Raw genomic sequence first — 15,103 nt, 5'->3', positions numbered from 1 at the left:
TCAGCCCTTCATCATATTGACGTCTTCGACCGCGATCGAGCCGCGGTTGCGGTAGAAGACAACGAGAATTGCAAGACCGATCGCCGCTTCGGCAGCCGCGACCGTCAGAATGAACAGTGCGAAGACCTGGCCGACAATGTCGTTCAGGAATGATGAGAAGGCGACCATGTTGATGTTGACAGCAAGCAGGATCAGTTCGACCGACATCAGGATGACGATGACGTTCTTGCGGTTCAGGAAGATGCCGAAAACGCCGAGCGTGAAGAGGATGGCGCTGACCGTCAGGTAGTGGGAAAGTCCGATGACCATGTTCTTTGTTCCTTGACCTGCCTTTAGACGCCCTGCCCCGGCTTGACCGTAACCACCTCGACGGCGGTGGCGGGCGTGCGGGCAACCTGCCTGGAAATATTCTGCCGCTTGATGTTGGTGCGATGCCTCAGCGTCAGCACGATCGCGCCGATCATGGCGACCAGCAGCACCAGGCCGGCAATCTGGAAGAAATAGACGTAGTTGGTGTAAAGCACGTCGCCGAGAGCGGCCGTATTGGTGCGCTCGCTTAGCGCCGGGATCGGCATGGCGACTGATTTGGCGATTTCAGGCGAGATGACGCTGCCGCCGATCACGACGATCAGCTCGGCCGCCAGGATGATCCCGATCAATCCGCCGATCGGCGCATATTCGAGCACGCCTGCCCTGAGCTCTGTGAAGTCGATGTCGAGCATCATCACCACGAAGAGGAAGAGCACGGCGACGGCGCCGACATAGACGACGAGCAGGATCATCGCCAGGAACTCGGCGCCGAGCAGCAGGAACAGGCCGGCCGCGTTGAAGAACACCAGGATCAGAAACAGAACCGAGTGAACCGGGTTCTTCGCCCAGATGACCATGAACGCCGACGCCACCGCGACAAAGGCGAAAAGATAGAAAAATAGAGCCTGCAGACCCATGTTGGTGCCTTTTTCATCTTCCCCCGGGCAGCCGGGAGTTTTCCCTGCCCGATGAAGCTTCGCGGCTCTCGCCGGCAAAGCTTTTGTGCATATTCACCGCGACAGGAGCGAGCAGCTCCATCGCGGCATTTCATATCTCAATCAGCGATACGGCGAGTCGATCGCGATATTGCGGGCGATTTCGCGCTCCCACCGGTCTCCATTATCGAGAAGGCGTGCCTTGTCGAAATAGAGCTCTTCGCGGGTTTCCGTCGCAAATTCGAAATTCGGACCTTCGACGATCGCGTCGACCGGGCAGGCTTCCTGGCAGAAGCCGCAATAGATGCACTTCACCATATCGATGTCGTAGCGCACGGTGCGGCGCGTGCCGTCGTTGCGACGCGGACCGGCCTCGATGGTGATCGCCTGGGCAGGACAAATCGCCTCGCAGAGCTTACAGGCGATGCAGCGTTCCTCGCCGTTCGGATAACGGCGCAGCGCATGCTCGCCGCGGAAGCGCGGCGAGACCGGACCCTTTTCGAAGGGGTAGTTGATGGTCGCCTTCTGGCGGAAGAAATAGCGCATCGACAGAAAGAACGCGCCGAAGAATTCCTTGAGGAACAGTGAGTTGATGGAGCTGGACAAGCTTGCCATCTTCAACCTCCAATTTTGCCGGAAACGAGAGCGGGCATCATTACGCCCATCCCATCAGTTTCAGCACGAATGCAACGATAATGACCATGGCGAGCGACAGCGGCAGGAAGACCTTCCAGCCGAGGCGCATGAGCTGGTCGTAGCGGTAGCGCGGAACGAAAGCCTTGACCATCGCGAACATGAAGAACACCAAGCAGGCCTTCAGCGTGAACCAGATGATGCCGGGAACCCAGTTGAGGATCCAGATATCGACCGGGGGCAGCCAGCCGCCAAGGAAGAGGATCGTCGTCAGCGCGCACATCAGGCAGACGGCCGCATATTCGCCGAGCATGAACATCATGTATGGCGAGGAGCCGTATTCGACCATGAAGCCGGCAACGAGTTCCGACTCGGCTTCCGGAAGGTCGAAAGGCGGGCGGTTCGTTTCGGCGAGCGCCGAAATGAAGAAGACGATGAACATCGGGAACAGCGACAGCCAGTGCCAGTCGAGGAACGACGCCGGCAGGCCGAGCATGGTGCCCACGCCATTGTGCTGCGCATTGACGATATCGGTCAGGTTGAGCGATCCGACGCAGAGCAGAACGGTGACGATGACGAAGCCGATCGAGACTTCATAGGACACCATCTGTGCGGCCGAGCGCAGCGCGCCGAGGAAGGGATATTTCGAGTTCGAAGCCCAGCCGCCCATGATGATGCCATAGACTTCGAGCGAGGAGATCGCAAAGATATAAAGGATACCGACATTGATGTTGGCGATCACCCAGCCGTCGGCGAGCGGCACCACCGCCCAGGTCGATAGCGCCAGAAGCACCGTCACCAGCGGCGCCAGCAGGAACACCGCCTTATTGGCGCCGGCCGGAATGATCGGCTCCTTGAAGACGAACTTCAGGAGGTCGGCGAAGGACTGGAACAGGCCGAAGGGACCGACGACGTTGGGACCGCGGCGCAGCTGCACCGCCGCCCAGATCTTGCGGTCGGCAAGCAGCACGTAAGCGATGAAGACGAGCAGGCAGACGAGAAGCAGCAGCGACTGACCGATCATGATGATCGCCGGCCAGACATAGGTTGAGAAGAAAGAATCCATGAGTTCCTGCCCTTACTCTGCCGCGACTTTGAAGTTGTTGCGGGCCAATGCCGAGCACTCGGCCATGACAGCCGAGGCACGCGCTATCGGGTTCGTCAAATAGAAGTCTTTCACCGGCGACGCAAACCCTGACTTGTTCATCTTGCCGGCTTTTTTCGCGACTGCGGCAATTTGGGCGCTATCGGTTTCGGCGATCTCGTCGATGGCGGCAAAATGCGGGAAAGCGGCATAGAGCCGGCCACGCAGTTCACTCAGCGAATCGAAGGGAAGCTTCTTGCCGAGCACGTCGGACAGGGCACGAATGATCGCCCAGTCCTCACGGGCATCGCCCGGCGCAAAGCCTGCTCGGTTGCCCATCTGGACGCGGCCTTCGGTATTGACCCAGGTGCCGGATTTTTCGGTATAGGCGGCGGCCGGCAGGATGACGTCAGCGTGATGGGCGCCGTTGTCGCCATGTGAACCGATATAGACGGTCAGTCCGGCTTTCTTGGTCGTAAAATCGAGTTCGTCGGCGCCGAGCAGGAAGAGCACGTCCATCGTCGTCAGCATTTCAGCGGCATTGACGCCCTTGGCGCCCGGCACGAAGCCGAGATCGAGGCCGCCGACACGCGAAGCGGCGGTATGGAGGACGGCGAAGCCGTTCCAGCCGTCGACGACTGCACCGACCGAACCGGCAAGCTTGGCGGCACTGGCGAGTACGCCGGCGCCATCGCTGCGCGACAGCGCGCCCTGGCCGATGATGATCATCGGCTTGGCGGCGTTCTTCAGAACATCAGCAAAGGCATGGCCGCCGTCGACCAGATCCTTCAGCGTGTCGGGACCACCGCCGAGATAGTCATAGCTGTAGCGCAGTTCGCCGGGCTCACCGATCACGCCGATCGGGAACTTGCCGCGGCGCCAGCGCTTGCGGATGCGGGCGTTGAGGATAGCCGCCTCGAAACGCGGATTGGCGCCGATGATCAGCAGCGCGTCGGCCTGGTCGATGCCTGCAATCGTCGGGTTGAAGAGGTAGCTTGCACGGCCGAGCGACGGATCGAGTGCCGTCCCATCCTGGCGACAGTCGAGATTAGCCGATCCCAGCGACTTGACCAGCTCGGAGAGCGCATACATTTCCTCGACGGAAGCGAGATCGCCGGCGATCGCGCCGATCTTGTCGCCTGAAGTGGCGCTGACAGCAGCCTTGATGGCGGCGAAGGCCTCGGCCCAGCTGGCCGGCTGCAGGCGGCCGTCGCGGCGGACGTAAGGCCGGTCGAGGCGCTGGGTCTTCAGGCCGTCCCAGATGAAACGGCTCTTGTCGGAAATCCACTCTTCGTTGATCGCCTCGTTGACACGCGGCAGGATGCGCATGACTTCACGGCCACGGGTGTCGACGCGGATCGCCGAACCGACGGCATCCATGACGTCGATCGATTCGGTCTTGTTCAATTCCCAGGGGCGGGCGGTGAAGGCGAAGGGCTTGGAGGTGAGCGCGCCGACCGGGCAGAGGTCGACGACGTTGCCCTGCAGTTCGGAGGTCATCGCCTGTTCGAGATAGGTGGTGATCTCGGCATCCTCACCGCGACCGATCAGGCCGAGTTCGGAAATGCCGGCAACCTCGGTGGTGAAGCGGACGCAGCGCGTGCAATGGATGCAGCGGTTCATCACCGTCTTGACGAGCGGGCCGATATACTTGTCTTCGACGGCGCGCTTGTCTTCCTGATAGCGCGAGGTGTCGATGCCGAAGGCCATCGCCTGGTCCTGCAGGTCGCATTCGCCGCCCTGGTCGCAGATCGGGCAATCGAGCGGATGGTTGATCAGCAGGAACTCCATCACACCTTCGCGGGCCTTCTTGACCATCGGCGTGTTGGTGAAGACCTCGGGCAGTTCGCCGTTCGGGCCGCCGCGGATGTCGCGCACGCTCATGGCGCAGGAAGCCTGCGGCTTCGGCGGGCCGCCCTTCACCTCGACAAGGCACATGCGGCAGTTGCCGGCAACCGACAGGCGCTCGTGGAAGCAGAAGCGCGGAACTTCGGCGCCGGCATCCTCACACGCCTGCAATAGCGTGAAATGATCCGGAACTTCGATCTCGTTGCCGTCAATCTTGAGTTTTGCCATCGTCGCTCAGTCCTGTTTCCCGTTTGCCTGATGACGGCAAACAAACCTGTTTTTGCAACATTCTCTTTGCCGAGCCGGATCTTTCGTCCTGCCGGCAGCCGATGTCGCCCAAATTGTCTGTCGCGCGTTCCAGACGCGGAACCCGCACCGGCATCTGCAGCGTGAGGCCCCGCCCCTTCGCCGATCCGCCCTATCTCCAGCCGGTTTGCACGGCCGGACAGTTCATTTCCTTCTGCGGCCCCGCCCGGCCAGAACCTTCGCCTGACTGATCCAGTCGTCACGCGCGATGCGGCCGTTAAAACCGAGCTCGCCGTCAAGCCGGGCGATATCCTCGTCGGTCCAGGCGGCGATCTCGGCGAAGCTGCGAATGCCCCTGGCATTCAACACCTGCTCCAGCTTCGGGCCGATGCCGGCGATCAGTTTGAGATCGTCGGCCTTTTCGGCCCGCTGAGCCGTCTTTGCCTTCACGGCCGGTTTTGGCTGGCTTGCCGGCACCGGCTCGTTTACCGCCTTGACGACTGTCAGTGTCGGCCCAGCCTTCCGCTCGACTGCAGGCTTCTCGGCCTCGGGTTTGCTGAGAGCCTGGCCGGCCGGGCGGATATTCTCCGGCCGGATATCGACTTCCGGCGCCGGCTCGTTCGGCGGCGTGTCGTCGAGGGCGGCAGCGAGCTTTCCGGTGGTCTCCAGAGCGCCCTGAAAGGCGCCGAAAAAGGCGCTCGCCATCTGCGTCGAGAAGCCGAAACCGATTGCCGTTGCGGCGGCAAAGGCTGCGGCAGGGTGCGCCATCAGCGGATGCACAGGCATTGCCTGCGCGTTTTCCAGCATCTCGGCGGCAAGACGGCCGAAGCCGGCCGCGAAATCGGCGGTCTCTTCCTTCTTTCCAATCTTCGATGCCTTGTCCGTCATGATTATTCAGCCGCCTCCAGAACCGCGCCGTGGTCCAGCGCACTTGCCGTATACTGGTCGATGCGCTTTTCGATCTCCGGACGGAAATTACGGATCAGGCCCTGCACCGGCCATGCGGCGGCATCGCCGAGCGCGCATATGGTGTGGCCTTCGATCTGCTTCGTCACCTGGAACAGCATGTCGATTTCGCGCTTGTGGGCATTGCCCTTGGCCATGCGCTCCATCACGCGCCACATCCAGCCGGTGCCTTCGCGGCAGGGCGTGCACTGGCCGCAGCTCTCATGCTTGAAGAAGGCGGAGATGCGGGCAATCGCCTTGATGACGTCGGTGGACTTGTCCATGACGATCGAGGCGGCCGTACCGAAGGAGGAACCGACGCCGCGCAGGCCGTCGAAATCCATCGGGCAGTCGATGATGTCCTTGGCCGGAACGATCGGGCAGGATGCGCCGCCCGGAATGACGGCGAGCAGATTGTCCCAACCGCCGCGGATGCCGCCGGCATGGCGGTCGACCAGTTCGCGGAAGGTGATGCCCATTTCCTCTTCGACCGTGCACGGCTTGTTGACGTGGCCGGAGAGCATGAAAAGCTTGGTGCCGACATTGTTCGGACGACCGATGGCAGAGAACCAACCGGCGCCGCGGCGCAGGATCGTCGGCGCGACAGCGATCGATTCGACGTTGTTAACGGTCGTCGGGCAGCCGTAGAGGCCCATATTGGCGGGGAACGGCGGCTTCAGGCGCGGCTGGCCCTTCTTGCCCTCGAGGCTCTCGAGCAGCGCGGTTTCCTCGCCGCAGATATAGGCGCCGGCGCCGTGATGGACGAAGATGTCCATGTCCCAGCCGAGCTTGTTGTTCTTGCCAAGCAGGCCGTAATCATAACATTCATCGATCGCCGCCTGCAGCGCTTCGCGCTCGCGGATATATTCGCCGCGCACATAGATATAAGCGGCATTGGCGCCCATGGCGAAGCTTGCGACGACGCAGCCTTCGATCAGCGTGTGCGGATCGTGGCGCATGATGTCGCGGTCCTTGCAGGTGCCGGGCTCCGATTCGTCGGCATTGACGACGAGATAATGCGGGCGACCGTCGCTTTCCTTCGGCATGAAGGACCATTTGAGGCCTGTGGGGAAGCCGGCGCCGCCGCGGCCGCGAAGGCCAGAGGCCTTCATCTCGTTGATGATCCAGTCGCGGCCCTTTTCGAGGATCTGCTTGGTGCCATCCCAGTGGCCGCGGCTCATCGCGCCTTTCAGGGACTTGTCCTTGAGGCCGTAGATGTTGGTAAAGATGCGGTCTTTATCTTGTAACATGCTTCACCTCTTACCGCGGCTTCTTGCCGAAGACCTTGATATATTCCGCTTCGCCGCCCTTGGCGAGCGCCTTGGCCTGCTTGACCCAGTCGTCACGCTCAATGCGGCCGCGGAAGTTCAGGTAGCCGTCGACCCATTCGCGCTCGACCTTCTTCCAGCCTGCGACCTGCGAGAAGGTGAAGATGCCGATTTCGTTCAACGTCGCCTCGATCTTCGGACCGACGCCGGAGATCATTTTCAGATCATCCGGTGCGGCGGGCTTCTCGATGCCGGCCGGACGGTTCTTGTCGGTCAGGCTGGGCTTGGCCGCCGGGGCGGCTTCCGCCTTGGCCGCAGCAGGCGCCGGCTCGGCAGGCGCCGTGCCGGAAACCGGCTGCTGCTCGGCTGCCTTGGCGTTTTTCGCAGCTGCCTTCGGCGCCGTTGCCGGCGTCTTCAAGGTCGCATTGGTCTCGGCATCGGTGCTCTTCGGGCGGCCGGCCTCGGAGGGCGGGATCGGGGCGCCGTCGGCCGGCACCGACACGGCTTCGGCATCGGTCTTCTTGGCGCGTGTCCTTGCCTTCGGCTCTTCCGTCGTCAGCGACGTCGGGCCGCCTTCAGGTGCTGAGAATATCCGATCGATCTGGGTGCCCGGCTTGATGCTCGCGCCATTGCCGGCGGCAAAGGTGTCGATGATCTCTTCGAGGCGCTCCGGCGTCAGGTCTTCGTACGTGTCCTTGCCGATCATCACCATCGGGGCGTTGACGCAGGCGCCAAGACATTCGACCTCTTCCCAGGAGAGCGTGCCTTCGGCATTGCGCTCGAAGGGATGCGCGTGGATCTTGCTCTTGCAGACCGACATCAGCGCTTCCGAACCGCGCAGCATGCAGGGCGTCGTGCCGCAGACCTGGACGTGGGCGCGCGTGCCGACGGGATGCAGCTGGAACTGCGTGTAGAAGGTCGCGACCTCGAGCACTCTGATATAGGCCATGTCGAGCATCTCGGCGATCTTTTCGATCGCCGCGCGCGTGACCCAGCCGTCCTGTTCCTGCGCCCGCATCAGCAGCGGAATGACCGCCGATTGCTGGCGGCCGGCGGGGTATTTCTGGATCGTCTTGTCCGCCCAGACCGCATTTTCATCGCTGAAAGCGAATGCGGCAGGCTGAAATTGATCTTCGGCTAATCGACGAACGGACATTCTTCCTCACGCCTTGTCAGTTTAGGGTTCCACACCGCGACGCGGTCAAAGACTGCATTTCGCAGGCATAGGCCGACTGGTCTTTCTGCATAAATACGACGAATTTGCCGCCGTTCGGAACGGCGGCCTTGATCTGATAGCCCTTGGACAAAAGCTCGCCCATGGACGATTGCTGCCCCGGCGGCGTCACTTCCTTATGACCCAGCGGCGTGCCGAGGGTGTCGGCCTCCTGGGCCGAAACCCCAGACGCCGAGAGAAGAATTGCGACGGCCAGCGGCAGAAGCTGCATCAGCGGTCCACCTCGCCGAAGACGATATCGAGCGAGCCAAGGACAGCAGCGACGTCGGCAAGCTGGTGGCCGCGGCACATGAAGTCCATCGCCTGCAGATGGGCGTAACCCGGAGCGCGAATCTTGCAGCGATACGGCTTGTTCGAGCCGTCGGAGACGAGATAGACGCCGAACTCGCCCTTCGGCGCCTCGACGGCGGCATAAACCTCGCCGGCAGGCACGTGGTAGCCTTCGGTGTAGAGCTTGAAATGGTGGATCAGCGCTTCCATCGAGCGCTTCATCTCGCCGCGCTTCGGCGGCACGACCTTGCCGTCGATCGACGAGAAAGGACCGGTCTTCGCATCCGAGAGCAGGCGGTTGACGCATTGCTTCATGATGCGGACCGATTGGCGCATCTCGATCATGCGGATCAGGTAGCGATCGTAATTGTCGCCGTTCTTGCCGATCGGGATATCGAATTCGAGATCGGAATAACATTCGTATGGCTGGGCGCGACGCAGGTCCCAGGCAGCGCCCGAACCGCGCACCATGACGCCGGAGAAGCCCCAGGCCCAGCAATCTTCCAACGAGACGACGCCGATATCGACGTTGCGCTGCTTGAAGATGCGGTTGCCGGTCAGCAGGTCGTCGATGTCATCGAGCGCCTTCAGGAAGGGATCGCACCAGTCGCCGATGTCCTGTACAAGCTTTTCCGGCAGATCCTGGTGGACGCCGCCCGGACGGAAATAAGCGGCATGCATGCGCGAGCCGCTGGCGCGTTCATAGAACACCATCAGCTTTTCACGCTCTTCGAAGCCCCAGAGCGGCGGTGTCAGCGCGCCGACGTCCATGGCCTGTGTCGTGACGTTCAGGAGATGCGAGAGGATGCGGCCGATTTCCGAGTAGAGAACGCGGATCAGCTGGCCACGGATCGGGATCTGGATACCGAGCAGCTTTTCCACTGCCAGCGCATAGGCATGCTCCTGGTTCATCGGCGCGACATAATCGAGCCGATCGAAATAGGGCACCGCCTGCAGATAGGTCTTGGTCTCGATCAGCTTCTCGGTGCCGCGATGCAGGAGGCCGATATGCGGATCGACTCGCTCCACAATTTCGCCGTCAAGCTCCAGGACAAGACGAAGAACGCCGTGCGCCGCCGGATGCTGCGGTCCGAAATTGATGTTGAAGTTGCGGACGTTATGTTCTGTCATGGCGATGGGCTCGCGTTCTCAGATAACCAATGAGTGGCGGCGAAAGCCGCCAGCCGCCTTGAATTTATTGCTTCGCTTTTTCATCGCCGGGGAGAACATATTCAGTTCCCTCCCAGGGCGACATGAAGTCGAAGTTGCGGAATTCCTGTTTCAGTTCCACGGGCTCGTAGACGACGCGCTTCGCCGCGTCGTCGTAACGAACTTCGACGAATCCGGTCGTCGGAAAGTCCTTGCGCAAAGGATGACCTTCGAAACCGTAGTCGGTGAGGATGCGACGCAGATCCGGGTGGCCGGTGAAGAGCACGCCGTACATGTCCCAGGTTTCGCGCTCGAACCAGTCGGCGCCGGGATAGATGGGGCAAGCAGACGGAACCGGCGTATCCTCGTCCGTCGCGACCTTGACGCGGATGCGCAGGTTCTTCTTCGGCGACAGCAGATGATAGACGACGTCGAAGCGCAGCTCGCGCTGCGGCCAGTCGACGCCGCAAATATCGATCAGGTTGACGAATCCGCATTTGGCGTCGTCACGCAGGAAGGTCAGGAGCGCGATCAGGTTTTCACCCGTCGCCGTCAGCGTCAGCTCGCCATACTTCATCTGCGAAGCGGCGATCAGGTTGCCGCGCGCTTCGCCAAGATAGGAGGCAAGCTCAGTCAGGGCTTCACTCATATGCCTTGTCCTTAACCCTTAGCGTTCGATCGTGCCGGTGCGGCGGATCTTCTTCTGCAGCAGAAGCACGCCGTAAAGCAGTGCCTCCGCCGTGGGGGGACAGCCCGGCACGTAAATGTCGATCGGCACGACGCGGTCGCAACCGCGCACCACGGAATAGGAATAGTGATAGTAGCCGCCACCATTGGCGCAGGAGCCCATCGAGATGACATAACGCGGCTCGGGCATCTGGTCGTAGACCTTGCGCAGAGCCGGCGCCATCTTGTTGGTCAGCGTGCCGGCGACGATCATCACGTCGGACTGGCGCGGCGAAGCGCGCGGCGCAAAACCAAAGCGCTCGACGTCATAACGCGGCATGGAGAGCTGCATCATTTCGACGGCGCAGCAGGCAAGACCGAAGGTCATCCACATTAGGGAGCCGGTGCGAGCCCAGTTGATCAGTTCGTCCGTCGAGGTGACGAGGAAACCCTTGTCGGCGAGTTCGTTGTTGATCTCGCCGAAAAATGCGTCGTTGCTCCCGATCGGCTTGCCGGTCGACGGATCGATGATCCCCTTGGGCTGCGGCGCGACGAGCGGCTGATTGCTCACAGGGGTCACTCCCATTCCAGGGCTCCCTTCTTCCATTCATAGATAAAGCCGATGGTCAGCACGAGGAGGAAGACCATCATGGACCAGAAGCCGAACCAGCCGATGGCGCCGAAGGAAACGGCCCAGGGGAAGAGGAAGGCGACCTCGAGGTCGAAGATGATGAAGAGGATCGACACGAGGTAGAAGCGGATGTCGAACTTCATGCGGGCGTCGTCGAAGGCATTGAAACCGCATTCGTAAGCCGAGAGCTTTTCCGAATCGGGCGCTTTGAATGCCACGGCGAACGGCGCAATGAGCAGCGCCAGGCCGATAACGAGCGCAATGGCGATGAAGATAGCGATCGGAATATAGGAACTGAGCAGTTCAGTCATCATGTTCATCCTTGCTTGCCGGAGGCGCCAGGCGGCGCATTTGGGCAATTGCCCGGCAAGCGAACGTGCGTTGCAACAAGCCGTGGTTAGCGCAGCCGAAGCCCCGGCGCAAGACTTTTACAGAGGCAATTCGACGCGTCGCGCGCGGACATTATCAAGCAGATGCAACGATGTCGCGACAAATCCGCAGAAGTCGATTCAAGCTGCATGCCTGACCCTCGGAAACTGCATGGCTTTCGGAAGAGAATGGCGCGAGTGACGGGGCTCGAACCCGCGACCTCCGGCGTGACAGGCCGGCACTCTAACCGACTGAGCTACACCCGCGCATAATGGACGAAAGTGCCGGACGACGGCGCCTGAACGCCTGCTTTTTGAAATGGCGCGAGTGACGGGGCTCGAACCCGCGACCTCCGGCGTGACAGGCCGGCACTCTAACCGACTGAGCTACACCCGCACTTCATTTCAAGCAATCCGGATGCCTTCGCACCCTCACCAAAACGGCTCCCCGTTTCGATGAGCGGCTAACTACGGGGTTCGCCTTTTAGTGTCAAGCAGGTTTGGAGACAAAACCATGACAGTCGTTGAATTGTTTCGGCAAAGCCGCTGCCGGAAGAACGGAAAGCCGGCAATTCCAACCTCCGCCGCCGTAGCGAGGCATGATCAGAGCCGACGGCGCAGGCAAAACGGATAAGTCCGCCGCCTCCCCTGCCCTTTATCCACAGGCCGACTGAGCCCGAGCGGTAGCACAGACCAGCAGACGACTGCCAAAAAAATCAAAAAATCTTCACAAACACTCTTGCGGTTTTGCCGCGATCCGCATAGATCACGGCCACCAACGCAGCAGGCCGATCGGCTTCGCCAGCGATGGGCGATTAGCTCAGTTGGTAGAGCGCCTCGTTTACACCGAGGATGTCGGGAGTTCGAGTCTCTCATCGCCCACCATTCTTCCCCTCACGTTTCAAAGAGTGATGTCGACAGCCGCAGTCACATCTGCCGCTGATTGGCTCATGCAGCTATCTGCCTCTGCAGAGGCTGTCGGCTGGAAACGCGACCCGGCATTCGGCAAGATGTTCCGGCGCAGCATAGCTGTCCAGCAGGTCAAATGCGGCGCCGTCTGGAAACCAGGTTCCACCAAAACGGACTACTCCGGCCGCCCGGCCACCTCCTATTGGGCGAATGGATGGGGACCGGTAAAAGTGGGAGAATCGCCGCCCGGAAAGTCTTCGCGTTTGGAGGCTTATGACACCTGGAGGTGTGCCATGAGGGCTCTCAGCTCCGCATTGACGCTGTGCATCGCGATTGCCCTTGGCGCGCCAAGCGCCACATATGTCAGCCTGCCCGGATACGCGTTCAAAACGAATCCGAACTGTCAGCGCCACGTATCGAAGACCAAGTTTGACAGAAGATGCGACCAGCCGAGACTGGGTTTCAAGGACTTTACGCCTCCGCTGGTGACCGTGCTCGGGATCTGAAGATCCTGCTCGGCTGCCGGCAAATCATCCCTTCGCCAGTTCTTGATCCAACGCGGAAACTAGCCGCGAATCATCCGCGGTCACGTCGGGCGCAAAGCGGGCGGCAACTTTGCCGTCGCGGCCGATCAGGAATTTTTCGAAATTCCAGAGAATGTCGTCCTCGTCGCCGCCTGATATGCCGTGGGCATTCAGGCGTTCACGCATCGGACCCTCGCCCGTCGTCTTCACGCCCGATTTGGTCAGCTGCCGGTAGAGCGGGTGCTGGGCCTCGCCCTTGACCGAAATCTTCGAGAAGATCGGGAAGGTGACGTCGTAGGTGGTGGTGCAGAAATCGAGGATCTCGGCGTCGGTGCCGGGTTCCTGGCCCTTGAAGTCGTTGGCCGGGAAAGCGGCGATGACGAAGCCACGCTCGCGCTTTTCGCCATAGAGTCTTTCAAGCCCCTCATATTGCGGCGTGAGCCCACATTTCGAGGCGACGTTAACGATCAGAAGCACCCTGCCCTTGTACTCGTTCAGCGTGATCTGTCGACCATCCACCGTCTTGACCGGAATATCCAGCACATTGCCCGTCATAGGAACCTCCAATTGGCAAGGATCGTTCCTGCGAGCTTAGCGATATCGCCGCCATTGTCATCAGGGTGAAGGATCAACTCGGCGTCAGCACCCCCGGCGTCGCCGTTTGGCGACACCGGGGAAGCCCATCAGGCGGGCGAGGTTTCCCTTACGTCGTCGAGCAGGAAATGCACGACAAGGTAATCCGTCTTGTAGTGGCGGCCACTGTCCGAGACGGATTCGACGCTGCCGCCATCTTTTGGATGCCAGGGATGATAATGGGGGTTGGTGGTGATGAGCGTGATGGCCTTGCCGGCGAACGGTCCCTCGCCCAAGCGGAAGCGCATCTCGGCGAGCGGCCAGATTCGCTCGTAATCTTCCGTGGCGATGCGCGCCTTCAGCGCTTTCCGGTGCAGCGGCTCGCCGGCGCCGGGCTCGGCGGACGATTCCAGCATCACTTCTTCGGCATCGGCAATGATGGCATTGAACTCTTCCGGCCACATCCGTCTCATGAAGTCGCTCCTCCCAGGGCTCTTTCGTCATTTACAGGCGAAACTTAACCTTTTGTCCGAAAGAAGCAAATTCTTGTCATGCCGTTGTCATCCGCGTCGGCTGCTCCTACGTTCCCCTCGAACCGCACCAGGGCCGTCAGCCGCCCCAATCCCGAGATCAGAGATGAAGACACGTGAAGAAAGGCAGGCGCTGCGGGCGAGCATGCCGCGCACCCCGCTCAGCGCCCATCATATGGAAAACGCCCGGCTGCTGCCGGATCGCGGCGAACTGCTCTACAGGATCCCGAATGGCGGCATCGGCGTCGAAGTGGGGGCAGCCTTCGGCGAATATACGGCGGAGATCCTGGAAAAGAATCGCCCGGCCCAGCTTTATCTCATCGATCCCTGGTCGATGGATCGCTACAGCTCCGGGCTCGACGCGATTCACACGAATTTCGCGGCCGAGATCGAGGCCGGCCGGCTGCACCTGATGCAAGGCACATCGCTCGACAAGCTCGCCGAATTCGCGGATGACTTCCTCGACTGGGCCTATATCGACACCGATCATTCCTTCGAGCTCACCTGGCAGGAGCTCCTGCTCTGCGAGAAGAAGGTGAAACGGACAGGCCGCATTGCCGGCCATGATTTCTGCACCGGCAACACGGTCAAACCGATCGTCTACGGTGTCGTCGAGGCGGTTACGAAATTCTGCAAGGATTATGGCTGGCAATTCGAATTCCTGACGGTCGAATCGCACGCGCATTTTTCCTATTGCCTGAAGCGCCTCTGATCAGCTCACGCCTTGCCGGAATATTGATCGTCGCTGACCTTTTCCATCCAGTCGACATGACTGCCGTCCAATGCCTCGTGAATGGCAATATGCGTCATCGCCGTGTCCGGGCCGGCGCCGTGCCAGTGTTTTTCGCCCGGCGCAAACCAGACGGTGTCGCCGGCACGGATCTCGCGAATCTCCCCGCCCCAGCTCTGGGCAAGGCCCTTGCCCGAGGTGACGATCAGCGACTGGCCGAGCGGATGCGTGTGCCAGGCCGTGCGGGCTCCGGGTTCGAAGGTGACGGAGGTTGCCTTCACCCTTGCCGGCGCCGGCGGCTCGATCAGCGGATCCTGGCGAACGGCGCCGGTAAAATAGTCGGCGGCCGGTTTCGTCGAGGGGCGAAAGCCGGCGGGTTTAATCTCCATGATCGTTCCTTTCCATCCAATAGCGTTGAAGCCTTGTCTCCGGACGATATTTGATCGAGGCGACGGATCAAGACCGGATCGGCAATTGCCGCACAGTTGCCCGCCTGATAGGCCATTGTCTTTCATAACCTAGGGAGATGT

At 61.0% G+C, this 15,103-nt stretch carries 18 protein-coding genes and 3 tRNA genes; 3 read left to right on the top strand and 18 right to left on the bottom strand.

The features are described from left to right. From nuoK to QWJ46_RS20675, 15 genes are all read right to left on the bottom strand, one after another. On the bottom strand, positions 1-309 hold the full coding sequence (nuoK, locus tag QWJ46_RS20745) for an NADH-quinone oxidoreductase subunit NuoK (RefSeq protein WP_003587269.1): 309 nt from the start codon (positions 307-309) through the stop codon (positions 1-3). Positions 310-332: 23 nt separating this feature from the next. Continuing rightward, a complete protein-coding gene (locus tag QWJ46_RS20740) occupies positions 333-947 on the bottom strand; it encodes an NADH-quinone oxidoreductase subunit J (protein WP_302753420.1) in 615 nt (204 codons plus the stop codon). A gap of 141 nt (positions 948-1,088) precedes the next feature. Then, positions 1,089-1,580: an NADH-quinone oxidoreductase subunit NuoI gene (nuoI, locus tag QWJ46_RS20735; protein WP_004680064.1), complete on the bottom strand. Its 492-nt coding sequence runs from the start codon at positions 1,578-1,580 to the stop codon at positions 1,089-1,091. A gap of 40 nt (positions 1,581-1,620) precedes the next feature. Beyond that, positions 1,621-2,664 (bottom strand): NADH-quinone oxidoreductase subunit NuoH, encoded by a 1,044-nt coding sequence (gene nuoH, locus QWJ46_RS20730; RefSeq protein WP_302753418.1) that lies wholly within the window; start codon positions 2,662-2,664, stop codon positions 1,621-1,623. A gap of 12 nt (positions 2,665-2,676) precedes the next feature. Then, positions 2,677-4,758: an NADH-quinone oxidoreductase subunit NuoG gene (gene nuoG / locus QWJ46_RS20725; protein ID WP_302753416.1), complete on the bottom strand. Its 2,082-nt coding sequence runs from the start codon at positions 4,756-4,758 to the stop codon at positions 2,677-2,679. Between the two features lie 222 nt (positions 4,759-4,980). Then, entirely contained in the window at positions 4,981-5,664 is a 684-nt protein-coding gene (locus tag QWJ46_RS20720) for a 5' DNA nuclease (RefSeq protein ID WP_302753414.1), read from the bottom strand. Between the two features lie 2 nt (positions 5,665-5,666). After that, the gene (gene nuoF, locus QWJ46_RS20715; RefSeq protein WP_302753412.1) at positions 5,667-6,971 is read right to left on the bottom strand and encodes an NADH-quinone oxidoreductase subunit NuoF; all 1,305 of its coding nucleotides are present in this window, start codon (positions 6,969-6,971) and stop codon (positions 5,667-5,669) included. A gap of 10 nt (positions 6,972-6,981) precedes the next feature. Then, positions 6,982-8,145: an NADH-quinone oxidoreductase subunit E gene (locus QWJ46_RS20710; RefSeq protein ID WP_302753411.1), complete on the bottom strand. Its 1,164-nt coding sequence runs from the start codon at positions 8,143-8,145 to the stop codon at positions 6,982-6,984. A gap of 16 nt (positions 8,146-8,161) precedes the next feature. Next, the gene (locus QWJ46_RS20705; RefSeq protein ID WP_302753409.1) at positions 8,162-8,434 is read right to left on the bottom strand and encodes a hypothetical protein; all 273 of its coding nucleotides are present in this window, start codon (positions 8,432-8,434) and stop codon (positions 8,162-8,164) included. Continuing rightward, positions 8,434-9,624: an NADH-quinone oxidoreductase subunit D gene (locus tag QWJ46_RS20700; protein WP_097598371.1), complete on the bottom strand. Its 1,191-nt coding sequence runs from the start codon at positions 9,622-9,624 to the stop codon at positions 8,434-8,436. The genes QWJ46_RS20705 and QWJ46_RS20700 overlap by 1 nt, the downstream gene beginning before the upstream one ends. A gap of 64 nt (positions 9,625-9,688) precedes the next feature. Continuing rightward, positions 9,689-10,291 (bottom strand): NADH-quinone oxidoreductase subunit C, encoded by a 603-nt coding sequence (locus tag QWJ46_RS20695; protein WP_302753408.1) that lies wholly within the window; start codon positions 10,289-10,291, stop codon positions 9,689-9,691. Between the two features lie 18 nt (positions 10,292-10,309). Continuing rightward, positions 10,310-10,894 carry an NADH-quinone oxidoreductase subunit B family protein gene (locus tag QWJ46_RS20690; protein ID WP_064801815.1) on the bottom strand — a complete coding sequence of 195 codons (585 nt, stop codon included), beginning with the start codon at positions 10,892-10,894 and terminating at the stop codon, positions 10,310-10,312. Next, positions 10,885-11,250, bottom strand: coding sequence for an NADH-quinone oxidoreductase subunit A (locus QWJ46_RS20685; protein ID WP_010055493.1), 366 nt, complete (start codon positions 11,248-11,250; stop codon positions 10,885-10,887). The genes QWJ46_RS20690 and QWJ46_RS20685 overlap by 10 nt, the downstream gene beginning before the upstream one ends. 247 nt (positions 11,251-11,497) lie before the next feature. Then, positions 11,498-11,574, bottom strand: a tRNA-Asp gene (locus tag QWJ46_RS20680). Positions 11,575-11,627: 53 nt separating this feature from the next. Beyond that, positions 11,628-11,704, bottom strand: a tRNA-Asp gene (locus QWJ46_RS20675). 412 nt (positions 11,705-12,116) lie between these two features. Between QWJ46_RS20675 and QWJ46_RS20670 the strand changes: the two genes are divergently transcribed. Both QWJ46_RS20670 and QWJ46_RS20665 read left to right on the top strand, forming a co-directional pair. Further along, positions 12,117-12,192 (top strand) — tRNA-Val (locus tag QWJ46_RS20670). A gap of 65 nt (positions 12,193-12,257) precedes the next feature. Continuing rightward, a complete protein-coding gene (locus QWJ46_RS20665) occupies positions 12,258-12,722 on the top strand; it encodes a hypothetical protein (protein WP_302753391.1) in 465 nt (154 codons plus the stop codon). A 24-nt stretch (positions 12,723-12,746) separates the two neighbouring features. On the opposite strand, the gene QWJ46_RS20660 is transcribed toward QWJ46_RS20665, so the two are convergent. Next, positions 12,747-13,295, bottom strand: coding sequence for a glutathione peroxidase (locus tag QWJ46_RS20660; protein WP_302753390.1), 549 nt, complete (start codon positions 13,293-13,295; stop codon positions 12,747-12,749). 128 nt (positions 13,296-13,423) lie between these two features. Then, complete coding sequence (locus QWJ46_RS20655) at positions 13,424-13,786, bottom strand: hypothetical protein (RefSeq protein WP_302753389.1); 363 nt, start codon at positions 13,784-13,786, stop codon at positions 13,424-13,426. A gap of 163 nt (positions 13,787-13,949) precedes the next feature. Between QWJ46_RS20655 and QWJ46_RS20650 the strand changes: the two genes are divergently transcribed. Continuing rightward, a complete protein-coding gene (locus tag QWJ46_RS20650) occupies positions 13,950-14,555 on the top strand; it encodes a class I SAM-dependent methyltransferase (protein WP_302753388.1) in 606 nt (201 codons plus the stop codon). A 5-nt stretch (positions 14,556-14,560) separates the two neighbouring features. Here QWJ46_RS20650 and QWJ46_RS20645 read toward each other — a convergent pair whose 3' ends face one another. After that, positions 14,561-14,962, bottom strand: a complete 402-nt coding sequence (locus QWJ46_RS20645; RefSeq protein ID WP_302753387.1) for a cupin domain-containing protein — start codon at positions 14,960-14,962, stop codon at positions 14,561-14,563. Positions 14,963-15,103: the final 141 nt, after the last annotated feature.

The sequence above is a fragment of the Rhizobium sp. CBN3 genome (assembly GCF_030518245.1).
Taxonomy (GTDB): Bacteria; Pseudomonadota; Alphaproteobacteria; order Rhizobiales; family Rhizobiaceae; genus Rhizobium; species Rhizobium aethiopicum_A.
This window is presented reverse-complemented; position numbering and strand designations above follow the sequence as displayed.